The organism is Streptomyces sp. NPDC046925, assembly GCF_040644915.1.
Taxonomy (GTDB): domain Bacteria; phylum Actinomycetota; class Actinomycetes; order Streptomycetales; family Streptomycetaceae; genus Streptomyces.
In genome coordinates this window covers 1-24,426 of record NZ_JBEYWZ010000023.1, presented here as the reverse complement: position 1 = coordinate 24,426, position 24,426 = coordinate 1, and the positions used below count along the sequence as shown (strand labels likewise).

The window sequence follows — 24,426 nt, the reverse complement described above, 5'->3', positions numbered from 1 at the left end:
AGGAACTTCGGGGGGCGCCCCGGAGGCTTTCAGAGATCGCGCAGTGCGTCCCGCCGCGCGCCCCCCGACTCGGCGACGATCTCCTCCAGGGTCTGCGGCTCCCGCACGGTGGCGAAGGTGACCGCATCGGCCGCTCCCGCCTCCGTGCCCGCCTCTGCTCCCGCCCCCGCCGAGAAGCCGTAGATCCCCGGCCTTGCGAGGCTGTTGTACGAGTAGTGGTGCGCGAAGTAGTAGGCGCCCGTGTCGAGCACCGCCGCGTAGTCGCCCTGTTCCAGCAGCGGAAGCGGGCGGTTCTCGGCGAGCAGGTCGCCCGCGAAGCAGGCCGGGCCCGCGATGTCCTGGCCGACGTTCGGCCCGCTCTTGGGGCGCCCCTTCGCGTCGAACGCGGCGATCCGCAGCGGCCAGGACGCGGGCGCGTACACCGTGCGTGCCGCCACCTGGACGCCCGCGTGCGTGACCGCGATGGGCCGGGTGCCCGCCGTCTTGGCGTACTCGACGCGGGCCAGGATCGTGCCGTGCTTGGCGAGCAGCGAGCGGCCGAACTCGGTGACCAGGCCGTACCGCCCGTCGAGCAGACCGGGCACGCGCGACTTCAGGCGGCGCGCGTACTGCGCGTGCGTCGGAGTCACCTCGTCCGAGCCGAAGTTGACGGGCAGCCCGCCGCCGATGTCGATGGTGTCGATCTGCTGCCGCCCGACCCGTGCGTTGATCTCCTCGGCCAGTTCGTACGTCGCCGCCACACCCCGCACCATCATTTCGAGCGGCATGCCCTGCGACCCGGAGTGGGCGTGCAGCCGGGTCAGCCAGGGGCGGTCGAGGTAGGCCTGGACGACCCATTCGCGGGCGCCCTCGTCGAGCAGCGCGACCCCGAACTTGGAGGTCGCCGTCGCGGTCGAGAGGGCGCCGATGGAGCCGCCGCCGATCTGCGGGTTCACGCGCAGGCCGACGGGGGAGCGGGTGGGCGCCGAGCGGGTCATGGCGTCGATGCGGGCGAGCTCCTGCGGATTGTCCGCGTTCACCGCGATGCCCAGGGCAAGGGCCTCGCGCAGCTCGGCCGGGGTCTTCGCGGGCGAGTCGAGGACCGTGTGGCCGGGCGCCACACCGGCGGCCCGCGCCAGGGCCAGCTCGCCGGGGCTCGCCACCTCGGCGCCGATGCCGGCGTCGCGGAGCAGCCGCAGGACCGGGACCAGGGGCGAGGCCTTCACGGCGAAGGCGTGCAGGACGGGCGTGCCGGGCGGCGTGACCGCTTCGAAGGCGGCGCGCAGCGATGCGGCGGACCTGCGGATGCCGGTGACGTCCAGGAGCCCGATGATCGGGGAAGCGGGGTCCACGAGGCCCTGCTCGACGGCGGCGCGGACGGCCTGGTCACGGCGGACGGCGGCATCCGCCGACCCCTCTGCGGCCCCTCCGTCTCTTCCGTCCGCCTCGGATGTGCGTGCGGTCTCCGTGTCCTGATCGCTCATGTGTTCCAGCCAATCATCCGTCACGTGGTATCGCTGCCCCGTGAACGTATTGACTAGCTCTATTCAACATCGCAGGATGTGAATAACAAGGTCACATCAGCGCAGCACCGGCTCGACGACAGAGCTTCACGCGAGGAGGCATCGCCATGTCAGGACCCCGCCCCGTACGGGCACCGCGCGGCAGTGAACTGAGCGCCCTGGGATGGCAGCAGGAAGCCGCCCTGCGCATGCTGCAGAACAACCTCGACCCCGAGGTCGCCGAGCACCCCGACAAGCTCGTCGTCTACGGCGGCACCGGCAAGGCGGCCCGCGACTGGCGCTCCTTCGACGCCATGGTCCGTACGCTCAAGACCCTCAAGCAGGACGAGACGATGCTCGTCCAGTCCGGCCGCCCGGTCGGCGTCATGCAGACCCACGAGTGGGCCCCGCGCGTCCTCATCGCCAACTCCAACCTGGTCGGCGACTGGGCGAACTGGGAGGAGTTCCGGCGCCTTGAGGCCCTCGGCCTCACGATGTACGGCCAGATGACCGCCGGTTCGTGGATCTACATCGGCACGCAGGGCATCCTCCAGGGCACGTACGAGACGTTCGCCGCCGTCGCCGCCAAGAAGTTCGACGGCACGCTCGCCGGGACGATCACCCTCACCGCCGGTCTCGGCGGCATGGGCGGCGCCCAGCCCCTCGCGGTGACGATGAACGACGGCGTCGCGATCTGTATCGACGTCGACCCGCGCGCCATCGAGCGCCGCATCGAGCACCGCTACCTGGACGTGAAGGCCGACTCCCTGGAGCACGCGCTCCAGCTGGCGACCGACGCCCGCGACCAGCGCAAGCCCCTCTCCATCGGCCTGCTCGGCAACGCGGCGGACCTGCTTCCCCGCATGCTCGCCGAGGGCGCCCCCATCGACATCGTGACCGACCAGACCTCGGCCCACGACCCGCTCGCGTACCTCCCCGTCGGCGTCGACTTCGACGACATGCAGACGCTCGCCGCGAAGGACCCGGCGGGCTTCACCACCCGCGCGCGCGAGTCGATGGCCAAGCACGTCGAGGCCATGGTCGGCTTCATGGACGCGGGCGCCGAGGTCTTTGACTACGGCAACTCGATCCGCGGCGAGGCCCAACTCGCGGGCTATGAGCGCGCCTTCGCGTTCCCCGGCTTCGTCCCCGCCTACATCCGCCCGCTCTTCTGCGAGGGCAAGGGCCCGTTCCGCTGGGCGGCGCTCTCCGGCGAGGCCTCCGACATCCACAAGACGGACAAGGCGCTCCTGGACCTCTTCCCGGAGAACGAGTCGCTGCACCGCTGGATCAAGATGGCGGGGGAGCGGGTCCACTTCCAGGGCCTGCCCGCGCGCATTTGCTGGCTCGGACAGGGCGAGCGCGACAAGGCGGGCGACATGTTCAACGACATGGTCGCCGACGGCACCCTCGCCGCCCCCCTCGCGATCGGCCGCGACCACCTGGACTGCGGTTCCGTCGCCTCCCCCTACCGCGAGACGGAGGCCATGCTCGACGGCTCCGACGCGATCGCCGACTGGCCGCTCCTGAACGCCATGGTCAACGTGGCGTCGGGCGCCTCCTGGGTCTCCCTCCACCACGGCGGCGGCGTCGGCATGGGCCGCTCGATCCACGCGGGCCAGGTCTCGGTGGCCGACGGCACGAAGCTGGCCGGCGAGAAGATCCGCCGCGTCCTCACCAACGACCCCGGCATGGGCGTCATCCGGCACGTGGACGCGGGCTACGACATCGCGGAGTCGGTGGCGGACGAGAAGGGCGTACGGATCCCGATGCGCGAGGAAGGCACCGCGTGAGCGACACGTTCCACGCCATGTGGCGCTCGCTGCGGCCCATCGGCCGCAGCGACGCCTCCGGCGGCTACCGCCGTTACGCCTGGACCGGCGCCGACGCCGAGTGCCGACTGTGGTTCCAGGCGCAGGCCGAGGCGCGCGGCCTGGACTACGAGGTGGACCGCAACGGCAACCAGTGGGCCTGGCTCGGCGACCCGTCCCGCGGCGACGCGGTGGTCACGGGCTCGCACCTGGACTCCGTCCCGGACGGCGGCGCCTTCGACGGCCCGCTAGGGGTCGTCTCGTCCTTCGCGGCGCTCGACGAACTCCGCTCCCGCAAGGTCGCGTTCACCCGCCCCCTCGCGATCACCAACTTCGGCGACGAGGAGGGCGCCCGCTTCGGCCTGGCCTGCGTGGGCTCGCGCCTCACGGCGGGCCAGCTCACACGCGAGAAGGCGTACGAGCTGACGGACGCGTCCGGCGTGACGCTCCCGCAGGCGATGGAGGCGGCGGGCTACGACCCCTCCACCATCGGCCCCGACCCCGAACGCCTCGCCCGCATCGGCGCGTTCGTGGAGCTGCACGTCGAGCAGGGCCGCGCCCTGGACCTCACCGGCGACCCCGTCGGCATCGCCTCCGCCATCTGGCCGCACGGCCGCTGGCGCTTCGACTTCCGGGGCGAGGCCAACCACGCGGGCACCACCCGCCTGGTGGACCGCCGCGACCCGATGCTGTCGTACGCGGAGACGGTCCTCGCGGCCCGCAGAGAGGCAGAACTGGCCGGAGCGGTCGCGACCTTCGGCAAGATCGCGGTCGAACCGAACGGCGTCAACGCGATCCCGTCCCTGGTGCGCGGCTGGCTGGACTCACGCGCCGCGGACCAGGAGTCCCTCGACACGGTCGTGACGGGCATCGAGAAGGCCGCCCGCGAGTACGCGGACCGGCACGGCATCGACCTCGACGTCGTACGGGAGTCCTTCACGCCGGTGGTCGAGTTCGAGCACGCCCTGCGGGACGAGCTCGGCAGGCTCCTGGGCGGGGAACGGCCGACCCCCGTCCTCGGCACGGGCGCCGGACACGACGCGGGTATTTTGTCCGGATCGATCCCCACCGCCATGCTGTTCGTACGGAACCCCACGGGCATCTCGCACTCCCCGGCGGAGTTCGCCGCCGAGGACGACTGCGTCGCAGGGGTGACCGCACTGGCCGACGTACTGGAAGGGCTGGCGTGCAGGTGACGACGGATACGGCGAAGGCGGCCACGTACTGGCTCGAACATGCCTGGCTCGACACGAACGTCGAGCCGGGCGTGGCGGTGGAGGTGACGGGCGACCGCATCACGGCCGTCCGCAAGGGGGTGGAGACACCCCCGCCCGGCGCGACGGTGCTGCGCGGCCTCACCCTCCCCGGCCTGGCCAACGCCCACTCGCACGCCTTCCACCGGGCCCTGCGCGGCACGGTCCAGGTGGGCTCGGGGACGTTCTGGACGTGGCGCGAGGTCATGTACTCGGTGGCGGACCGCCTGACGCCGGAGACGTACCACGCGCTCGCCCGCGCGGTGTACGCGGAGATGGCCCTCGCGGGCATCACGGCGGTGGGCGAATTCCACTACGTGCACCACGCACCGGGAGGCACGCCCTACGCCGACCCCAACGCGATGGGCGAGGCGCTGATCGAGGCGGCGGCGGAGGCGGGCATCCGCATCACGCTCCTGGACACGGCGTACGTGGCGTCGGGCCTGCTGTCGGAGTCGCGCGGCAAGCCCCCGAACCGCCACCAGCTCCGTTTCTCCGACGGCACGACGGAGGCGTGGGCGGAGCGGGCCTCGGCGCTCAAGGACCGCGAGCACGCCCGCATCGGCGCGGCGATCCACTCCGTACGGGCCGTACCGGCACGCCAGTTGGGCACGGTGGCGGAGTGGGCGTCGGCCCGCCAGGCGCCCCTGCACGTGCACCTCTCCGAGCAGACGGCGGAGAACGAGGCGTGCGCGGCGGTGCACGGCCGCACTCCGACCCGCCTTCTGGCGGACCACGGGGTACTGGGCCCCCGCACGACGGGCGTGCACAACACGCACCTCACGGACGAGGACATCGCGCTGCTCGGCCGCACGACGACGGGCACGTGCATGTGCCCCACGACGGAACGGGACCTGGCGGACGGCATCGGCCCCGCGGTGAGCCTCCAGCGCGCGGGCAGCCCGCTCTCCCTGGGCAGCGACAGCCACGCCGTCATCGACATCCTCGAAGAGGCGAGGGCGATGGAGCTGAACGAACGCCTGCGCTCGCACACGCGGGGCCACTGGACGGCGGCGGCGCTGCTGCGGGCGGCTTCCGCCGACGGGCACGCGGCGCTGGGCTGGGCGGACGCGGGGTCGATCGAAACGGGCTCCCTCGCCGACTTCGCGACGATCGCGCTCGACTCGGTCCGCACGGCGGGCCCGGTCCCGCGCCTTGCCGCCGAGACGGCGGTCTTCGCGGCCACGTCGGCGGACGTCCGCCACACGGTGGTGGCCGGCCGCCATGTCGTACGGGACGGGGAGCACGCCTTGATCCCGGACGTGGCGGGAGCGCTGGCGGAGGCGGTGGCGGTACTGAGAGATTGACCCTCGCCGGGGGCCGGGACTCCACCTCGGCCCCCTCACCCCGATCCGCCGCTTCGCGCCGGAACCTCCCCACCCACCCACCCACCCGATCGCCCGGCATCCAGCCCACGCGCCAGCGACCCGCGGCGCAGCCGCAATCAGATACAGCCGGGAAGGGGCGGGGTTGGGGAAAAGGAATCCGCCCGCTCCCCTCGCCAGCCCCCACGGAGAGCCCCATGCCCACCACCCTCATCACCAACATCGCCAGCCTCGTAACGAACGACCCCTCTAAGGGCGACGGAAGCCCCCTCGGCCTCCTCACGAACGCAGCGGTCGTCCTCGACGGCGACACCATCGCCTGGGTAGGCCCCGCCGCAAAGGCCCCCGCGGCGGACGAAACCCACGACGCCGCAGGCCGCGCCGCCATCCCCGGCTTCGTCGACTCCCACTCCCACCTGGTCTTCGCGGGCGACCGCACCCAGGAGTTCAACGCCCGCATGTCGGGCCGCGCGTACTCCGCAGGAGGCATCCGCACGACGGTGGCGGCGACCCGCGCGGCCACGGACGCCGAGCTCGAAGCGAACCTCACCCACTACCTCGCCGAGGCCCTGCGCCAGGGCACGACCACCTTCGAGACGAAGTCGGGCTACGGCCTCAACACGCAGGACGAGGCCCGCGCCCTCCGCATCGCGGCACGGCACACCGACGAGGTGACGTTCCTCGGCGCCCACATCGTCTCCCCGGACTACGCCGAGGACCCTGCGGCGTACGTAGACCTGGTCACGGGCGAGATGCTGGACGCCTGCGCCCCGCACGCCCGCTGGGTCGACGTCTTCTGCGAGAAGGGCGCGTTCGACGGCGACCAGGCCCGCGCGATCCTGACGGCGGGCAAGGCGAAGGGCCTGCACCCCCGCATCCACGCGAACCAGCTCTCGTACGGCCCCGGAGTCCAGCTGGCCGTAGAGCTGGACGCGGCGTCGGCGGACCACTGCACCCACCTCACGGACGCGGACGTGGACGCCCTCGCGAACGGCAACACGGTGGCGACGCTGCTCCCCGGCGCCGAGTTCTCCACCCGCGCCGAGTGGCCCGACGCCCGCCGCCTCCTGGACGCGGGCGCAACGGTCGCCCTCTCCACGGACTGCAACCCGGGCTCATCCTTCACGTCCTCCGTCCCCTTCTGCATCGCCCTGGCCGTACGGGACATGGGCATGACCCCGGACGAGGCGATCTGGTCGGCAACGGCGGGCGGCGCGGCGGCCCTGCGCCGCACGGACATCGGCGTGATCCGCGAGGGCGCCCGCGCGGACCTGGCCCTCCTGGACGCCCCGAGCCACGTCCACCTGGCCTACCGCCCCGGCGTCCCGCTGGTGAGCGAGGTCTGGCGCCGGGGTGCGCGGGTGGCTGGCTGACGCCAATTGCACGAAAGTCCCGCCGGATGGGCGATATGCCCGATACCGAGCGGGACTTTCTTGCAATACGGGCAATGCGGGCAATGCGGGCAACACGGGACCGGGAGCGGGGCGTTCCGTGGGTGCGATCCTGGCCCCATGAAGACCATCGGCCTCGTCGGAGGCATGAGTTGGGAGTCCAGTGCGGAGTACTACCGGCTGCTCAATGAGCTGGTGCGGGAGCGGCTCGGGGGGCTGCACTCCGCCCGGTGCGTGTTGTACTCCGTCGACTTCGCGGAGATCGAGCGGCTTCAGGTCGCGGGGGAGTGGGAGGCCGCGGGGGACGTGCTCGCCGGGGCCGCCAAGGGGGTGGAGGCGGCCGGGGCGGATCTCGTGCTGATCTGCACCAACACCATGCACAAGGTCGCCGAGCAGGTCCAGGCGGCTCTCTCCGTGCCTCTCCTGCACCTGGCGGACGCGACCGCCGCCGCGGTGCTGCGAAGCGGCGTACGGCGCGTGGGGCTGCTCGGCACCGCCTTCACCATGGAGCAGGACTTCTACCGGGAGAGGCTGGCCTCGCACGGGCTCGACGTGCTCGTGCCGGACGCCGATGGCCGCGCGCTCGTGCACCGGGTGATCTACGAGGAGTTGTGCCTCGGGGTGGTGCATGAGGCGTCCAGGGTCGGGTACCAGAACGTCATCGAGGATCTTGTACGGGAAGGAGCTGAGGGCGTCATCCTGGGGTGCACCGAGATCGAGCTGCTGATCGGGCAGGAGCACAGCCCCGTGCCGGTCTTCCCGACGACCCGCCTGCACGCGGAGGCGGCGGTAGCGGCGGCGCTGGGGGACGGACGTCATGAGGCCGCAGCCGCACCTTGACACCTGAACAACAGCAACCCACCCGCCTACCCCTGGACGCAGGGCAAACGGGTGGGTGGGAGCGATCCGCCGCGAAGCGGCGACGGCCTTGTCGCCCGCGAAAACGCCGAGCGGCGCGAACCCTCACTCGTCGACGGTCAATCCCTTGCGGAGCTTGACCAGAGTGCGCGACAGCAGTCGCGAGACATGCATCTGCGAGATGCCGAGCTCATCGCCTATCTCCGACTGCGTCATGTTGGCGACGAAGCGGAGCGAGAGGATCTTCCGGTCGCGTGCCGGGAGTTCGGCGATCAGCGGCTTCAACGACTCGACGTACTCGATGCCTTCGAGTCCGTGGTCCTCGTAGCCGATGCGGTCCGCGAGCGCGCCCTCGGAGTCGTCTTCCTCGGGCTGGGCGTCCAGCGAGCTCGCCGTATAGGCGTTGGACGCCGCCATGCCCTCTACGACCTCGTCCTTGGAGATGCCCAGGCGCTCGGCGAGCTCGCCCACCGTGGGCGCGCGATCGAATTGCTGGGCGAGTTCGTCGCCCGCCTTGGCGAGGTCCAGACGGAGTTCCTGAAGGCGGCGCGGGACGCGCACCGACCAACTCGTGTCGCGGAAGAAGCGCTTGATCTCACCGACGATGGTCGGCATCGCGAAGGTCGGGAACTCGACGCCTCGGCTGAGCTCGAAGCGGTCGATCGCCTTGATCAGGCCGATGGTGCCGACCTGGATGATGTCCTCCATGGGCTCGCTGCGGGAGCGGAACCGGGAGGCGGCGAACTTGACCAGGGCGAGATTGAGTTCGACGAGAGTGTTGCGCACATAGGCGTACTCGTGCGTGCCTTCCTCGAGCGTCTCAAGGCGTTCGAAGAGGGTCTTGGACAGAGCCCTCGCATCCAGCGGCCCCACTTCGTCGTACGGCGGGATCTCGGGCAGATCGGTGAGCCCCTCGGGGGCTTCCGTCTCCGATACGGCCGTCAGGGCCGGGAATTCTTCCGGCGTGGCTTCCGTGCGGGGACCCGGGATCTCGGTCTCTATACGGTTCGGCGGGAGTGTCGACGTCGCTCGGTCAGTGCGCGATTCGTCGAGCCGGGGTGACATGGTGTCCTCCATCGTTCTCGGCATATGGCTGCCGATGCCAATACGTGCACTGCGGTGTGCGGCGCCTCCGAAGCCGTCCGTGTTGATTACTGTCTCTTCTACCCCTACCCGGTTCCGTAGTCCGGTCGCAAGTGCGGTGTGCGGTGAAATGTCCGAATTCAGGGGCTTGTTCGGGTACCCGAGGCCGTACGGAAGGCGTAATATTCGGGGGCGTCATCAACAGCCACGACGGTCGGAAGTGAGTGACGGAATGGACCGCGGGACAGTCGGTAGCGCGCAGGGTGGCCGGCTTCTGGTCGAAGTCCGGGCCGAGGGCCCGAGCGTCGTCGTGACTCCGGCGGGTGAGTTGGATCACCACACCGCCGATTTGTTGCGTGAACCACTCGAGACCTGCCTCGACGACGGCTTCTCGCGCCTCGTGGTCGACTGTGCGCGTCTGGAATTCATGGACTCCACCGGACTCAATGTCCTCCTGGGGGCCCGGCTCAAGGCCGAGGCCGCGGGGGGCGGAGTGCATCTGGCCGCGATGCAACCGGTGGTGGCCCGAGTCTTCGAGATCACTGGAGCCGATGCGGTCTTCACTGTCCACGAGACGCTCGCAGCGGCGCTCGCCGACTGATCGGGCGGCCCGCTGACGGAGCGTACCCAAGAGTTACGCGCCAGTTGTCTCTACGTGATCACCGCGTTACCAGCGTCACACGGGTTCCGTCGAATAAGTGGGTGTTCTCACGGTTCGGCCGGGCAGGAGACACCCTGGATCCCTCGAAAGATCCGGCGGCGATCCGTCGTCAACCAATCGTTCCCAAATCAACAGCAGGAACGGCCGAGCAGCCGATGATCTCTCTTGGAGCCCCGCTACTTGTCCAGTTTCTTGTCCAGAGTCCTCTTGTCGGTGAGGTGAAGCGCTGATGAGCACCACCCGGCCTTGCTCGCCGGGCGATCGCGGTCCGGAGTCCGAGACCGTTGTCGCGGACGCTCCCGCGGACCAGGTCGTCGCTGCGGACCAGGTCGCTGCGGCGGACCAGGTCGCCGTGGCGGATCAGGTCGCCGTGGCGGCCACGGGTCTTCAGGGGCGCCAGGTCCGCAGGCTGAGCCTGAGCGGCGCGAGCGGCATCGTGCCGCTCGCCCGGGACTTCGCGCGCCAGGCGCTGCAGGCCTGGGGCTGGCTGCCCGCGGCGAGCGCCGATCAGCGTGCGGCGGCGGAGGACGTCCTCCTGGTCGTGTCCGAGCTCGTGACCAACGCCTGCCTGCACGCCGAGGGCCCCGACGAGCTCTGGCTCTCCTCGGACAACAAGGTGCTGCGGATAGAGGTGTCCGACCGCGGCGCGGGACAGCCCGCGCCCAGGACCCCGCACCGCGTCGGCCGGCCCGGCGGGCACGGAATGTTCATCGTCCAGCGGCTCTGCCTGGACTGGGGGGTCGTCCGTACGCCGGGCGCCACCGGCAAGACGGTGTGGGCGGAGCTGAGCGCTCCCGTATAGGCCGCTCAGTTCCTCCCCTCGGGGCAGCCCTGCCAGTTCCCCCTTGCCTCCCTTGGGGTTACCCACGGTTCGTACGCGCGCCGGATCCATGAGATCCGGCGCGTTCTTTGTCTTCCCTCGACAAGGCCTCGGGCGTACCTTGAGCGCCCAATCTGATGTGCCGTCAGTAAATCCGCACCGCGGCACGCCACGACCGGCATGAGGGGAACTCGAGGTGTCGTACCAGAAACGAACGGCTGTGCTCGCGCTCGCCACGGCCTTGGCCGGCTCGGCGGTGCTGATGGCCGCCCCCGCCGCGCAGGCCGAGGTCCAGGACGTCAACTACCAGTGCAAGACGCCCATCGGGAACAAGGGCGCCGTCTCGCCGATCGACATAAAGAGCGTCAAGAGCGGCAGCGGCTACAAGCTCACCATGTCCTTCCAGAAGGGCGTCTCCTCCAGCCCCGTGGAACTGGGCAAGGGCGCGATGAAACCGAGCGCGCTCATCAAGCTGGGCGGCGCGGAGAGCGGCACCGTGCCGGTCTCCGGTGCGCCCAACGACAAGGCGATCCCCGCCAACACCCCGATCAAGATCAGTGACCTGTCGGGCACGTACACGCCGAAGAAGAGTGGCAAGGTCACCTTCACCGCGGGTGTCCTGACCATCAAGGCGCTCGGCACGACGACGACGTGCACGCCGTCCAACAGCCCCAAGCCCTCGCTCTCGCTCGACGTGAAGGGCTCGGGCGGCGGAGGCACCGGCGGCGGCTCGGGCGGCGGGAGCGACGACAGCGGCTCCGGCGGCTCCGGGAGCGCCCCCTCCGGCGGCGAAGAGCTCCCGCAGACCGGCCCCGCGGACTCCGCGATCGCGCTTGGCACCCTCGGCGGCACGGTGCTGCTCGCGGGCGCGGCGGGCGCGCTCTGGCTGACCCGCAGGAACCAGGCGGCCCGATCGCGCTAGGGGGCTTCTGACGGATCTCCGTGGAGGAAGGAGCGGCGTCCGGTGCGTGCTCTCGGCGTGCCGGCCGGAAGCCCTCGTACTGGGCGTACTCGGGCTTTCGGCCGGTACGGCGAGAGTGCGTGCCGGGCGTCGCGACGCCGCGGAGATCCGTCAGAAGCCCCCTAGGAGAGCGCGCACATCACGTACGACGCGTACGAAGATCCAGGAGCCGCCCATGCCGTCGCTGCTGTCCGTTGTCCGCGCTCTGACCGTGGCCTTACTGGTGATGGGCGCGGCTCAGGCGGCTCCCGCGTACGCCGACGACTCCGGGGCGTGGTCCGTCGCGCCCTCCGCGGGAGGAGGGACACGGCCCGCGAAGGACGGCCGGCCCTACTTCTACGTGGAGGGCACCGCGGGCTCCGTCCTGGAGGACACCGTGACGGTCACCAACCCGGGCCCGAAGCCGCGCACGGTGGAGCTGAGCGGCGCCGACGCGGACAACACGCGGGGCGGGGCGTTCTCCCTGGAGCGGGACAAGCCGAACGACACCGGCTCCTGGATCACGTTCGCCGAACGCGAGGTGAAGGTGCCGCCGCGCACCCGCGCCGAGGTGCCGTTCAGCGTGAGCGTCCCCGAGGGCGCGGTGCCGGGCGACCACCCCGGTGCGATCGTCGCGCGGGAGGGCGGCCGTGACGCCGCTGTCCGCGTGCATCTGCGGGTGAGCGGCCCGACGCTGTCCGCGCTGACGGTCGAGCACGTCAAGGCCGAGCGCGGGCGCATCACGTACGACGTCGTCAACCGCGGCAACACCGTCCTGAGCCCCCGGATCGAGTTCCACGCGGAGGGCGTCTTCGGCCCGCTGCTCGACCGGGGCCCCCGCGCGCTTGCGGTGGAGCTCCTGCCCGGCCGCAGGGTCACCCTGACGGAACCGTGGGCCGACGCCCCCGCGCTCGACTCCGTAGAGGTCACCCTCACGGTCACGGCGTCGGGCGGGGCCAGGGCCGAGGCCACGGCGTCGGCCCGCTTCGTGCCGTGGGGAGCGGTCGCGGGGGCGGGCGCCGGGGTGCTCGGCCTGGTGGCGGCGGGCGTGTGGTTCGCGCGCAGACGCGGGGAATCCGGGGAACCGCCGCCGGGCGAGCCCGAACAGGGCGGTACGGAGCTGGAGTTGGCCGGAGCGGGCACGGGAAGGGGCGAGCAACTGTGAACGGCTACCCAAGCGGCAAGAGGTGCACGTCCGTGGTCGCCGCGCTGGCGGCACTCGCGTTCCTGCTGCTCCCGGCGGCCGCGGGCCAGGCCGTCGCCGCGGAGAAGCCGGAGGTCACCCTCTCCAAGGCCCAGGCGGGCAAGGGCGGCGACATCACGGTCAAGGGCGAGGGCTGGCGGTCGAAAGCCCTCCTGATGATCCTGATCTGCGGCCAGGCCACCCCCGCCAAGGGCGTACCCGGCGGCACGAACTCCTGCGCCAACGACAGCGGCCGCGCCGTCACCACGGACGGCAAGGGCACCTTCAGCAAGAAGCTCCCGGTGGCCGAACCCCCCAAGCCCTGCCCCTGCGTGGTGCACGTGGCCACCGTCACGGGCGAGAAGGCGCAGGCGGACGCCGCTTTCAAGGTCGCGGGCCACCCCGTGGCGCCGCTGCCCGCGCAGCAGGGCGGCGGAAAGCTCTCCGTGCTCACCGACACGGAGCTCGAAGGCTCCAGCGGCGTACTGACCTGGTTCGGCGCCCCGCCGTCCCGCAACTTCACCTTCACCGTCGGCAACGTCGGCTCGGCCCCCGTCAAGAACCCGGTCTTCCAAGTGGGCACCTCCCACGGCGTGTTCGCCCCGCAGTGGGAGGAGCAGCAGTGGCGCGGCACCATCGCCCCCGGCAAGAAGGCCCAGATCAAACTGCCGGTCGAGCTCTCCGCCGGAGCGCACGGCAACTACCTCGTGTCGCTGAAGTTCGGCGGCAAGGTCCTCGCCGAGCAGCCCTGGGGCGTCGGCCGCCCCTGGGGCGTCACCGTCTTCTGGATCCTGCTCTGCGTCGTCGTGCCCGCCGCCGTCTTCCGCATCGGCATGGCGGTCGTGGACCGGCTCCGTCCCCGCCGGCGCCGCAGCTCCCGCCCTGCGGGCCGCCACCGTACCGGCAGGATCGCCGAACTCACCGACCGACTGCCGAAGTTGCGGCTGCCCCAGGGGGCGGTCGCGGCGGACGAGGCGGCCCGTACGCCGCGTACGAAACCGCCCCGCGAGTCCGGCAGGTCCGGCAAGGGCGCGGCGGCGAACGCGGCCACGAACGGGGCCACCCTCCCGTGGTTCACCCCTGACACAGACCCCGGCGCCGGGACCGACCCCGCCGGACAGCTCTCCGCACCGTCAGACAACAGCCCGACGACGAAAGGAAACACGTGATCAGCACACGACGGAGAGCGGGCGCGGCCTCGGTCTCGCTGTTGCTCGGCGGGGCGGGCATCCTGCTGGGCGCGAGTCCCGCGCAGGCGGCAGAGACGGCGTACAAGACCGAGTGCATACCGCCGTCGATCTCGGGTCTGCCACCGGTGCAGGGCACCACGAAGGCGGAGATCACCGCGCCCGCCACCGCGAAGGTGGGCGACGAGGTCGAGGTCGTATGGAAGACCACCGAGGCCGCGTCCAAGAACCCGGACGTCCTCGACCTGGACAAGGACACGGTGAAGCCGACCGGCACGATCAAGCTGGGCGGCGGGCAGACCGGTGACCTGGCGATGGCGGGCGAGCGGGTCAATCCGCCGATCAAGAAGAACAGCCCCATGGTCCTCTCCGACATGAAGGGCAAGCTGAAGCTGACCAAGGCGGGCGATGTCACGCTCACCCCCGGCGCGTACAACATCAACGTCAGCAAGCCGATGTCGACCGACACCAAGTGCACGCCGAAGGAGGAGGTCAAGGCGGGCGCGACCATCAAGGTGACGGAGGGCAGCGGCAGTTCGGGCGGCACGTCATCGGGCAGTACCTCGGGCAGCACTTCCGGCAGCACTTCCGGCAGCACTTCCGGCACTACCTCCGGCAGTACGTCAGGCAGCACCGGTGGCGGTGACACGGCCGGCAGCAGTGGTGGCGACACCGCGGGCAGCACCGGCGGCGGCTCCACGGGCGGGGACGACGGCGGCAAGACCGACCTCACCGGCAAGGAAGTCCAGACCCCCTACAAGTGCAAGACGCCCATCGGCGACAAGGACGCCACGTCGCCCGTCCAGATCAACGCCAAGAAGGACGGCGGGAACTACGGCCTGACCGTCGAGTTCAAGAAGTCCGTCATGGACAGCCCCGCCGACATCCCCGCGGACTCGGTGAAGCCGTCCATGGAGGTCAAGCTGGGCGGCGCGGACAAGGGCACGGTGCACGTCGAGGGCCCCACCAACAAGGAGCCCATCAAGTCCGGCGACCCGATGACCATCCCCGACCTGACCGGCACGTACAAGCCGGGCGCCGACGGCAAGTCGACGCTCTCGCCGGGCGTCCTCACGGTCAAGGCCCTCGGTACGACGACGACCTGCACCCCGTCCAAGTCCGAGGTGTCCCTGGAGATCGACACGGCGGCGGTTCCCGGCGGCGCGGGCGGTTCCGACGCCGGTAGCAGCGGCTCCGCGGGTGGCCCCGCGTCGGCCGGCGGGGCGGGTGGTGGCGACCTCGCCGAGACCGGCGCGGACGACAACGGGGCGTTGCGTGCGCTCGGGCTTGTCGCCGGGACCGTGATTCTGCTGGGCGGCGCGGTCTTCACGTTCCTCCCCGCACGAAGGAGGGGCCTCCGCTAAGGCGCCCGAAGGGGCGCGGGGGCTGCGCGAGCAACTGGACAAGACCCGCACCCGCCGTAGAACGGCTGCCCGCGGACGCGACTGCGGGCCCGTCGTGGCCGGTCGCGCAGTTCCCCGCGCCCCTTACGGGGCGCTTCTCTTGCGGAGCCAGGTCAGCACGGCCTTGGCGAGAGCCGGATTCTTCAGGAGCACACCCCCGTGCGCCGAGCCCGGCTCGATGCGTACCGTCACGTCCCTCAGGCCCGCCCCCGACTCGGCGTGCGCGAGGTCGGTCGAGTGGGCCACCGGCACGAAGTCCGCCGCCGAGTGCGTGAGCAGCATCGGGGCGTCGTCCCTGCCCGAGGCGTGCGACTTGGCGGCGAGATCCTCCCAGCGGGCCAGGCACCGCCGCCCGTCCGTGGCCGGCGAGCACCCCGCAAGGCGCTCGGCGGCCTCCCGCAGCCCCCGCTGGGCGGAGGACGCGGCGGTCATCCCGCCGTCCGTCCAGGCCCGGTAGGGCGAGGCCACGGGGGAGAGCGCCACCACGGCCCGCACCCGCTTGCGCCCGGCGCCGTAGGTCCCGGCACTGACGGCGAGATGCCCGCCCGCGGAGGACCCGAGCACCACGGGTGTGCCGCCGCCCCGCCGCTTCACCCACCGCAGGGCGGCGAGCACGTCGTCGCGCTGCGCGGGCCAGGCGGCGTCGGACGCAAGCCGGTAGTCGGTGTCGTAGACGGTGAAGCCGCGCGCCGCGAACCACCGCGCCCACCCGCTCCAGTCCGTGTCCCGCAGCCAGGAGCCGCCGTGCAGGATCATCAGGGCGGGATGCCCGGACCGGTCGCCGTACACGGTGATGTTCTGGCGGGCGTGCCTCCCGTACGAGAAAGTCGCGACCGCGGGCGGCCCGGGGGCGGCGGCAGCCCGGGCAGGCGGAGACCCGGGTGCGGCGGCCTCGGCCAGAGGCGCCTCGGGTGCGGCCTCCACGGCGGCACTGGACGAGAGCAACGCCACGCAGAGGGCGATGACCGGCAACGTACGACGCATGGCCAGATGCTTCACCGCCCGGCACCGGCACCGCCGCAGAAACGTATCGCGTCACCGCCACGGGTTAGCGAACGATCCCTTGTTCGCGCGAGTGGGCGAACGCACGCGAGGGCCGCCGCACCCGATGGTGCGGCGGCCCTCGCCGTCGTCGGTCACCCCGCGGGGCGCATCGTCGACGTCAGTTCACGGAACCCATGAGTTCCTTGACCTTCTTGCGGTTCAGCCAGATGCCGAAGCCCGCGATGACCGCGATGACCGCCTCGACGGCGACCGCACCCGAGTTGTTCAGGTCGATGCCGAGCTGCGGCGAGGTCAGCAGGCCGGTGACGGAGTCGCCCGCGGTGACCGCGAGGAACCAGACACCCATCATCTGGGCGGTGTACTTCGCCGGGGCCATCTTCGTGGTGACCGAGAGGCCGACCGGGGAGAGGCAGAGCTCGCCGACGGTCTGGATGAAGTAGATCGAGACGAGCCACATCGGGCTGACCTTGCCGCCGTTGTTGGCGGTGTCGATCAGCGGGATCAGGAAGACGGCGAAGGAGATGCCGATCAGCGTGAGGCCGGAGGCGAACTTGACCGCCGTGCTCGGCTCCTTGCCCCGCTTGTTCAGCCACAGCCACGCGGAGGCGACCACGGGGGCGAGCGCCATGATGAAGATCGGGTTCAGCGACTGGTACCAGGAGGTCGGGAAGTCGAACCCGAGCAGGTTGTTCGTCGTCGAGTGCTCGCCGAAGATCGACAGGGTCGAGCCGTTCTGGTCGTAGATCATCCAGAAGACGGCGGCGGCCATGAAGAACCAGACGTAGCCCGACAGCTTGGACTGCTCCAGCTTCGTGAGCTCCTTGTCGCGCTTCATGCGGACCAGGACGGTGATCGGGATGATCAGGCCGGCGATGGTGAGCGGCATCAGCGCCCAGTCGGCGAAGTTCCCGGTCACGGCGAGGAACGTGTAGAGCGCGGCGGCCACGATCAGCCAGATCAGACCGGTGCGCAGGGCGGCCTTGCGCTCCTGCTGCGTCGCGGGCTTCGAGACGACGCTGCTCTCGCCGCTCAGGTGGCGCGAGCCGAGCATGAACTGGGCGAGGCCGAGCGCCATGCCGATCGCGGCGAGCGCGAAGCCGAAGTGCCAGTTGACGTTCTCGCCCACGGTGCCGATCGTCAGCGGGGCGAGGAAGGCGCCCACGTTGATGCCGATGTAGAACAGCGTGAAGCCACCGTCACGGCGCGGGTCCTCCGGGCCGTCGTAGAGGTGGCCGACCATCGTGGAGATGTTGGCCTTCAGGAGGCCGGAGCCGAGCGCCACGAGCGCGAGGCCCGCGAAGAACGAGGCCGAGCTCGGGAGCGCGAGCGTGATGTGGCCGAGGATGACCACGCCGGCGCCGATGGCGACCGTCTTGCGCGGTCCCCAGAAGCGGTCCGCGACCCAGCCGCCGGGCATGGCGAGCAGGTAGACCATCGACATGTAGACGGAGTAGATCGCCGTCGCCGTCGTGGCACTCATGTTCATGCCGCCGGGGGCGATCAAGTACAGCGGGAGCAGTGCTTTCATGCCGTAGAAGCTGTAGCGCTCCCACATCTCGGTCATGAACAGTGTGGCCAGTCCGCGGGGGTGGCCGAAGAAGGTCTTCTCAGAGCCAGGGGTACCGGCGGAGTCCTTCGTCAGGCTGGACGCCATGGGTCGATCCTCATGAGTTCGGGACGCGCGGCAAGAGCGTGTGCGCGCCCGGTGGGGGGCGGTCGGCACCGGGGTCGTATCGTCCGCACACCCCCACGCCCGGGGGGAGTTCGCGCTCCGTTTCGAGGAGGGCGCTGGACGGCGACTCCGGGATCCACGCCCTGGCGCATCCGCACGCGCAGGGCCCGACCACAGGTCATTCCTTCAAAGGCCGGCAGAAAGCCGGCCCGCACATAAAAGAGACCTAAGGCCGCACAGCGGGCCATAGGTCCTTGGATAGTGCATCAGGCGTTGGGTCACCATACGCCATGTGAAGGTGGCATATGGAAGGACTTGAGAGATGGATCACAGGTTACGGTGGAACCGTCGCCCACATTTGAAGGTGATCCACAGGATCGCACCCCAGTGCCGCAGGCGTCGACCGCCACCCGGCGATCACCCCACGATGGTCGTCCGGCGCGGACTACCATCACTCCATGACCCGTGTACTGCTCGCCGAGGACGACGCGTCCATCTCGGAGCCGCTGGCCCGTGCCCTGCGCAGGGAGGGGTATGAGGTCGAAGTGCGTGAGGACGGCCCGACCGCCCTCGACGCCGGGCTGCAGGGCAGCGTCGACCTTGTCGTACTCGACCTTGGGCTGCCCGGAATGGACGGCCTGGAGGTCGCCCGTCGCCTGCGTGCCGAGGGGCACACGGCGCCGATCCTCATCCTGACCGCCCGCGCCGACGAGGTGGACACCGTCGTCGGCCTGGACGCGGGCGCCGACGACTATGTCACCAAGCCCTTCCGCCTCGCCGAGCTGCTCGCCCGGGTCCGGGCCCTGCTGCGGCGCGGTGCCGCCGAGCCGCAGCAGGCGCCGGCCACCCACGGCGTGCGGATCGACGTCGAGTCGCACCGTGCCTGGATGGGCGAGGAGGAGCTCCAGCTCACGGCCAAGGAGTTCGACCTGCTGCGGGTCCTGGTCCGGGACGCGGGCCGGGTGGTCACCCGTGACCAGCTGATGCGGGAGGTCTGGGACACGACGTGGTGGTCGTCCACCAAGACCCTGGACATGCACATCTCCTGGCTCCGCAAGAAGCTGGGCGACGACGCGGCGAACCCCCGCTACATCGCCACGGTCCGGGGCGTCGGCTTCCGCTTCGAGAAGAGCTGACCTCTCCTCGCCCCTGGGCGCCGGGCAGGTGCCCCGTCAGGGGCGCGGGGAACTGCGCGACCAGCCGTCGACGGCCCGCAGAGGCCTGAGGCCCGGACCCCGCAGACGCGTCTGCCCTTCCGGCGGCCTGCCGGCGGGTGCGGACACGCTGTGGTTGCTCGCGCAGTTCCCCGCGCCCCTGAAGGGGCGGTCACTTACGGGACACTGGGGGAATGCGTCGCCGACTGATCAGCAGCACCCTCGCCGTAGTCCTCGTCGTGATCGCGGTGTTCGGGGTGAGCCTCGTCATCGTGGAGACGAGGACCATCAGCAGCAGCGCCCAGGACCGGGTGACGAGCGAGGCGCTCCGCCTGGCCAGCATCGTGGACAGCAGGCTCATCAGCGACGAGCGGATCAACGCCGAGATCCTGCGGGACGTCGCCGCGGTCGACACCGACCGCTACGCCCTCATCGAGATCCCCGGCCGCGCACCCATCGAGATCGGCGAACGCCCCACCGGCGACGTCATCCACGACACGGCCAACGGCGAGGAGGGAGAGAAGGTCACCGTCGAGGAGCCGCGCACGGCCGTCACCCAGGAGGTCGGCCGCACCCTGCTGATCATCGCCGCGGTGGCCCTGCTCGCGATCGTCGCCGCCGTACTCCTCGCCGTACGCCAGGCCAACCGTCTCGCCTCGCCGCTCACCGACCTCGCGGAGACCGCCGAACGCCTCGGCTCGGGCGACCCCAGGCCACGCCACAAGCGGTACGGGGTGCCGGAGCTCGACCGGGTCGCGGACGTCCTCGACGGCAGCGCCGAGCGGATCGCCCGGATGCTGACCGCCGAGCGCCGCCTGGCCGCGGATGCCTCGCACCAGCTTCGTACGCCCCTGACGGCCCTCTCCATGCGCCTGGAGGAGATCACCGTCACCGATGACCTGGACACGGTGAAGGAGGAGGCCACGATCGCGCTCGCGCAGGTCGAGCGCCTCACCGACGTCGTACAGCGGCTGCTCACGAACTCGCGCGACCCGCGCACCGGCTCCGCCGTCTCCTTCGACCTGGACGAGGTCATCAAGCAGCAGCTGGAGGAGTGGCGCCCGGCCTACCGCAGCGCGGGCCGCGCCATCGTCAGCTCGGGCAAGCGGCATCTGCGGGCCGTGGGCACGCCCGGCGCCGTCGCGCAGGTCCTCGCGGCGCTCATCGAGAACTCCCTGATGCACGGCGGCGGCACCGTGGCCCTGCGCACCCGCGTCACGGGCAACCAGACGGTCGTGGAGGTCACGGACGACGGCCCCGGCGTCCCCGCCGATCTCGGCGCGCGGATCTTCGAGCGCACCATCAGCGGCCGCAACTCGACGGGAATCGGCCTGGCGGTCGCCCGGGATCTGGCCGAGGCCGACGGCGGCCGCCTGGAGATGCTCCAGACGAAGCCGCCGGTGTTCGGCCTGTTCCTGTCGCGTACGCCGCCGAAGCGGGCGCAGGAGCCCGAGCGGACGCTGCGCTAGGCCGCCGGAAGGCTCAGCGCGTGCCGCGCGCCGCGGGCCGCTTCTCCTCGGCCGGTACGGCCGCGCCCCCGTCGTCCAGGAACGATTCCGCACGGGCGACGGCGTCACGGGCGGGCAGCGTCTTGAAGACCCAGGTGCGGTAGGACCAGAAGCGGAAGCAGGTGGCGATGCCGATGCCCACGAACTTGAAGATGTTGCGCTGGAGCGGGCTGTCCCAGTCGAAGCCGTAGATCGCGGCGTACAGGACGCCGTTCTCGATCACCAGACCGACCGCGCTGAACATCAGGAACAGCGAGAGCTCCTTGGTGCGGGAGCTCTTGTCGCGGTCCCTGTACGTGAAGTAGCGGAAGCCCACGTAATTGAAGGCGATGGCGACGACCGTGGCGATCACGTTCGCGCGCACGGCCTGGAGGCTCGTCATGTGCCACAGCAGGTTGGAGACGCCGAAATTCACCAGCGTGCCCAGGGCTCCCACGGCCCCGAACTTGGCCACTTCGCGCGCGAGCTGCTCCAGTCGCACCCGTAGTGCGCCACGTTCCGTCATGGTGGTCGCCCCAACCCCCGTCGTCGATTCGTTAGGTCTTCTTCTCGTCGACGTAAATGGTGATTCGGTCGCGTCAACCCAGCCATGCTAACCAGCGACCCCGGCCCGTTGCGCGTGGACGCTTCCACACTGTGGCGGCTCTGTGACGGGAGAGCCCGTCCGGTGCACGAATCCGGCCGTTCCGACGTGGCTGATACAGGCCGATACCCTGGGGGTGTGACGTTCCCGGTAGTCGGCATGGTCGGCGGCGGTCAGCTCGCCCGCATGACCCACGAGGCGGGTATCCCCCTCGGCCTGAAATTCAAGCTCCTCAGTGACACCCCTCAGGACTCCGCGGCGCAGGTCGTCGGCGATGTCGTCATCGGCGACTATCGCGACCTCGACACGCTGCGCGAGTTCGCGAGGGGCTGCGACGTGATCACTTTTGATCACGAACACGTACCCACCGAGCATCTACGGGCCCTGGAGGCGGACGGCATCCCCGTGCGCCCCGGGCCCGACGCGCTGGTGCACGCCCAGGACAAGGGCGTCATGCGCGAGAAGCTCACGGAGATCGGCGTGCCGTGCCCGCGCCACCGGATCGTGCGCGATCCGGCGGACGTGGCGGCCTTCGCGGCCGAAGGCGACGGCTTCCCCGTGATCCTCAAGACGGTGCGTGGCGGCTATGACGGAAAGGGGGTGTGGTTCGTCCGTTCCGTCGAGGACGCCGAAGATCCCTTCCGGGCCGGTGTCCCGGTCCTGGCCGAGGAGAAGGTCGACTTCGTACGGGAGCTCGCGGCGAACGTCGTGCGCTCGCCGCACGGCCAGGCCGTGGCCTACCCCGTCGTCGAGTCGCAGCAGGTCGACGGCGTCTGCGACACGGTGATCGCGCCCGCCCCCGGCCTCTCCGAGGACCTCGCGGGCGCCGCGCAGGAGCTGGCGCTCCGTATCGCCAAGGAGCTCGGCGTCGTCGGCCACCTCGCGGTCGAGCTCTTCGAGACGCACGACGGCCGCATCCTGGTCAACGAACTGGCGATGCGCCCGCACAACTCGGGCCACTGGACGCAGGACGGGGCGATCACGTCCCAGTTCGCGAACCACGTGCGCGCGGTGCTCGACCTCCCCCTCGGCGACCCGCGCCCGCGGGCGAAGTGGACGGTCATGGCCAATGTCCTGGGCGGCGACTACCCGGACATGTACCAGGCGTACCTGCACTGCATGGCGCGCGACCCGCAGTTGAAGATCCACATGTACGGCAAGGACGTGAAGCCGGGACGCAAGGTCGGCCACGTCAACACCTACGGCGACGACCTGGACGACGTGCTGGAGCGCGCGCGTCACGCGGCCGGCTATCTCAGAGGAACGATCACCGAATGACCGCACCTGTAGTTGGCATTGTGATGGGCTCGGACTCGGACTGGCCGGTCATGGAGGCCGCCGCCAAGGCCCTCGACGAGTTCGAGATCCCCTACGAGGTCGACGTCGTCTCGGCGCACCGCATGCCGCGCGAGATGGTCGCGTACGGCGAGGAAGCGGCCGACCGCGGTCTCAAGGCGATCATCGCCGGGGCGGGCGGCGCCGCGCACCTGCCGGGCATGCTCGCGTCGGTGACGCCGCTGCCGGTCATCGGCGTGCCCGTACCGCTGAAGTACCTCGACGGCATGGACTCGCTCCTGTCCATCGTGCAGATGCCCGCGGGTGTCCCGGTGGCGACGGTCTCGGTGGGCGGCGCGCGCAACGCGGGCCTCCTCGCGGCGCGCATCCTCGCCGCGCACGACCCCGAAATCCTCGGCCGCATGCGGGAGTTCCAGCAGGAGCTGAACGAACAGGCCACGGAGAAGGGCAAGCGCCTGCGCACCAAGGTCGAGGGCGCGGGGTCCGGCTTCGGCTTCGGCTCGGGGAAGTGAGCGCGATGACGTCGCTGGACGAGGCCCGCGCTCTGCTCGCCGAATTCCCCGTGGTCGACGGGCACAACGACCTGCCCTGGGCGCTGCGCGAGAAGGCCGGTTACGACATCGACCGCCTCGACATCGCGACCGACCAGACGGGCAGCCTCCACACGGACATCGCGCGCCTGCGGGCGGGCGGAGTCGGCGCGCAGTTCTGGTCGGTGTACGTCCGCACCGACCTGACGGGCGACGCGGCGGTCAGCGCGACCCTCGAACAGATCGACTGCGTCGACCAGTTGCTCACCCGCTACCCCGCGGACCTGCGGCGCGCGCTGACGGCCGCGGACATGGAGACGGCGCGGGGCGAGGGCCGTATCGCGTCCCTGATGGGCGCCGAGGGCGGCCACTCCATCAACAACTCCCTCGCGACCCTGCGGGCGTTGCACGCGCTCGGCGTCCGCTACATGACGCTGACGCACAACGACAACATCGCCTGGGCGGACTCGGCGACGGACGAACCGGGCGTCGGCGGCCTCTCCGCTTTCGGCCGTGAGGTCGTACGGGAGATGAACCGCAGCGGCATGCTCGTGGACCTCTCGCACGTGGCGGCGACGACGATGCGGGCGGCCCTGGACACCTCCGTGGCCCCGGTGATCTTCTCGCACTCCTCGTCGCTCGCGGTCTGCGACCACCCGCGCAACATCCCGGACGACGTCCTGGAGCGGCTGCCCGCGAACGGCGGCGTCGCGATGGCCACCTTCGTGCCGAAGTTCGTCCTCCAGGCGGCGGTCGACTGGACGGCGGCGGCCGACGAGAACATGCGCGCGCACGGCTTCCACCACCTGGACACGACGCCGGACGCGATGAAGGTGCACGCGGCCTTCGAGGAGTCGACGCCGCGCCCCGTCGCCACCGCCGCGACGGTCGCCGACCACCTCGACCACATGCGCGAGGTCGCGGGCGTCGACCACATCGGCATCGGCGGCGACTACGACGGCACGGCGTTCACGCCGGACGGCCTCGACGACGTCTCCGGCTACCCGAACCTGATCGCGGAGCTCCTGACCCGCGGCTGGTCGAAGGCGGACCTGGCCAAGCTGACGTGGCACAACGCGGTCCGCGTGCTCGGCGCGGCCGAGGACGTGGCACGCGACGAGCAGTCCCGTCGCGGCCCGTCGAACGCGACGCTCCAGCAGTTGGACGGCTGAGGGCGAGCAAGCCGTACGGGAAGCGGAAGCGGGAAGCAGGGCGGGGCGCAGCCGACCGGCTGCGCCCCCGACGTCCGCGTCGGCGACGACCAGCGCATCCACCTCGGGAT

At 70.9% G+C, this 24,426-nt stretch carries 21 protein-coding genes; 16 read left to right on the top strand and 5 right to left on the bottom strand.

The window, feature by feature from the left end:
* Positions 1 to 29: 29 nt before the first annotated feature.
* The gene (locus ABZ906_RS44820) at positions 30 to 1,463 is read right to left on the bottom strand and encodes a diaminopimelate decarboxylase (RefSeq protein ID WP_361393003.1); all 1,434 of its coding nucleotides are present in this window, start codon (positions 1,461 to 1,463) and stop codon (positions 30 to 32) included.
* A 146-nt stretch (positions 1,464 to 1,609) separates the two neighbouring features.
* On the opposite strand from ABZ906_RS44820, the gene hutU reads away from it, so the two are divergent.
* From hutU to ABZ906_RS44795, 5 genes are all read left to right on the top strand, one after another.
* Positions 1,610 to 3,274, top strand: a complete 1,665-nt coding sequence (hutU, locus tag ABZ906_RS44815; protein ID WP_361393001.1) for a urocanate hydratase — start codon at positions 1,610 to 1,612, stop codon at positions 3,272 to 3,274.
* A 17-nt stretch (positions 3,275 to 3,291) separates the two neighbouring features.
* The gene (locus tag ABZ906_RS44810; RefSeq protein ID WP_361393042.1) at positions 3,292 to 4,488 is read left to right on the top strand and encodes an allantoate amidohydrolase; all 1,197 of its coding nucleotides are present in this window, start codon (positions 3,292 to 3,294) and stop codon (positions 4,486 to 4,488) included.
* Positions 4,479 to 5,852 carry a formimidoylglutamate deiminase gene (locus ABZ906_RS44805; protein ID WP_361392999.1) on the top strand — a complete coding sequence of 458 codons (1,374 nt, stop codon included), beginning with the start codon at positions 4,479 to 4,481 and terminating at the stop codon, positions 5,850 to 5,852. Before ABZ906_RS44810 ends, ABZ906_RS44805 begins: the two co-directional genes overlap by 10 nt.
* Positions 5,853 to 6,067: 215 nt before the next feature.
* On the top strand, positions 6,068 to 7,243 hold the full coding sequence (gene hutI / locus ABZ906_RS44800; protein WP_361392997.1) for an imidazolonepropionase: 1,176 nt from the start codon (positions 6,068 to 6,070) through the stop codon (positions 7,241 to 7,243).
* A 138-nt stretch (positions 7,244 to 7,381) separates the two neighbouring features.
* On the top strand, positions 7,382 to 8,101 hold the full coding sequence (locus tag ABZ906_RS44795; RefSeq protein WP_361392995.1) for an aspartate/glutamate racemase family protein: 720 nt from the start codon (positions 7,382 to 7,384) through the stop codon (positions 8,099 to 8,101).
* Positions 8,102 to 8,224: 123 nt separating this feature from the next.
* Here ABZ906_RS44795 and ABZ906_RS44790 read toward each other — a convergent pair whose 3' ends face one another.
* The gene (locus tag ABZ906_RS44790; protein WP_361199241.1) at positions 8,225 to 9,196 is read right to left on the bottom strand and encodes an RNA polymerase sigma factor SigF; all 972 of its coding nucleotides are present in this window, start codon (positions 9,194 to 9,196) and stop codon (positions 8,225 to 8,227) included.
* A 238-nt stretch (positions 9,197 to 9,434) separates the two neighbouring features.
* Here ABZ906_RS44790 and ABZ906_RS44785 point away from each other — a divergent pair, with 238 nt between their 5' ends.
* The 6 genes from ABZ906_RS44785 to ABZ906_RS44760 all read left to right on the top strand — a co-directional run bounded on the left by ABZ906_RS44785 (position 9,435) and on the right by ABZ906_RS44760 (position 15,357).
* Positions 9,435 to 9,803, top strand: coding sequence for an STAS domain-containing protein (locus tag ABZ906_RS44785; RefSeq protein WP_361199244.1), 369 nt, complete (start codon positions 9,435 to 9,437; stop codon positions 9,801 to 9,803).
* A 289-nt stretch (positions 9,804 to 10,092) separates the two neighbouring features.
* Positions 10,093 to 10,665 (top strand): ATP-binding protein, encoded by a 573-nt coding sequence (locus tag ABZ906_RS44780; protein ID WP_361199247.1) that lies wholly within the window; start codon positions 10,093 to 10,095, stop codon positions 10,663 to 10,665.
* A 214-nt stretch (positions 10,666 to 10,879) separates the two neighbouring features.
* On the top strand, positions 10,880 to 11,605 hold the full coding sequence (locus ABZ906_RS44775; protein WP_361199250.1) for an LPXTG cell wall anchor domain-containing protein: 726 nt from the start codon (positions 10,880 to 10,882) through the stop codon (positions 11,603 to 11,605).
* 214 nt (positions 11,606 to 11,819) lie between these two features.
* The gene (locus tag ABZ906_RS44770) at positions 11,820 to 12,788 is read left to right on the top strand and encodes a hypothetical protein (protein WP_361392993.1); all 969 of its coding nucleotides are present in this window, start codon (positions 11,820 to 11,822) and stop codon (positions 12,786 to 12,788) included.
* Entirely contained in the window at positions 12,785 to 13,975 is a 1,191-nt protein-coding gene (locus tag ABZ906_RS44765) for a hypothetical protein (RefSeq protein WP_361392991.1), read from the top strand. Before ABZ906_RS44770 ends, ABZ906_RS44765 begins: the two co-directional genes overlap by 4 nt.
* Entirely contained in the window at positions 13,975 to 15,357 is a 1,383-nt protein-coding gene (locus ABZ906_RS44760) for a hypothetical protein (protein WP_361393040.1), read from the top strand. Before ABZ906_RS44765 ends, ABZ906_RS44760 begins: the two co-directional genes overlap by 1 nt.
* A gap of 123 nt (positions 15,358 to 15,480) precedes the next feature.
* Here ABZ906_RS44760 and ABZ906_RS44755 read toward each other — a convergent pair whose 3' ends face one another.
* Positions 15,481 to 16,380, bottom strand: a complete 900-nt coding sequence (locus tag ABZ906_RS44755) for an alpha/beta hydrolase (protein ID WP_361392989.1) — start codon at positions 16,378 to 16,380, stop codon at positions 15,481 to 15,483.
* A 178-nt stretch (positions 16,381 to 16,558) separates the two neighbouring features.
* Positions 16,559 to 18,055, bottom strand: a complete 1,497-nt coding sequence (locus ABZ906_RS44750) for an oligopeptide:H+ symporter (protein WP_361392987.1) — start codon at positions 18,053 to 18,055, stop codon at positions 16,559 to 16,561.
* A gap of 476 nt (positions 18,056 to 18,531) precedes the next feature.
* Between ABZ906_RS44750 and ABZ906_RS44745 the strand changes: the two genes are divergently transcribed.
* Both ABZ906_RS44745 and ABZ906_RS44740 read left to right on the top strand, forming a co-directional pair.
* Entirely contained in the window at positions 18,532 to 19,209 is a 678-nt protein-coding gene (locus ABZ906_RS44745) for a response regulator transcription factor (protein WP_190083462.1), read from the top strand.
* A gap of 212 nt (positions 19,210 to 19,421) precedes the next feature.
* A complete protein-coding gene (locus tag ABZ906_RS44740; protein ID WP_361199265.1) occupies positions 19,422 to 20,696 on the top strand; it encodes an ATP-binding protein in 1,275 nt (424 codons plus the stop codon).
* A gap of 13 nt (positions 20,697 to 20,709) precedes the next feature.
* Here the strand turns inward: ABZ906_RS44740 and ABZ906_RS44735 are convergent, their stop codons facing one another.
* Positions 20,710 to 21,240, bottom strand: coding sequence for a GtrA family protein (locus ABZ906_RS44735; protein ID WP_361392985.1), 531 nt, complete (start codon positions 21,238 to 21,240; stop codon positions 20,710 to 20,712).
* A gap of 129 nt (positions 21,241 to 21,369) precedes the next feature.
* On the opposite strand from ABZ906_RS44735, the gene ABZ906_RS44730 reads away from it, so the two are divergent.
* Genes ABZ906_RS44730 through ABZ906_RS44720 form a run of 3 tightly spaced genes read left to right on the top strand, consistent with a single transcriptional unit; the run spans position 21,370 to position 24,316 of the window.
* Positions 21,370 to 22,596, top strand: a complete 1,227-nt coding sequence (locus ABZ906_RS44730; RefSeq protein WP_361199383.1) for a 5-(carboxyamino)imidazole ribonucleotide synthase — start codon at positions 21,370 to 21,372, stop codon at positions 22,594 to 22,596.
* Positions 22,593 to 23,126, top strand: coding sequence for a 5-(carboxyamino)imidazole ribonucleotide mutase (gene purE, locus ABZ906_RS44725; protein WP_361199272.1), 534 nt, complete (start codon positions 22,593 to 22,595; stop codon positions 23,124 to 23,126). Before ABZ906_RS44730 ends, purE begins: the two co-directional genes overlap by 4 nt.
* 5 nt (positions 23,127 to 23,131) lie before the next feature.
* Positions 23,132 to 24,316, top strand: coding sequence for a dipeptidase (locus ABZ906_RS44720; protein WP_361392983.1), 1,185 nt, complete (start codon positions 23,132 to 23,134; stop codon positions 24,314 to 24,316).
* The last annotated feature ends 110 nt before the right edge of the window (positions 24,317 to 24,426 follow it).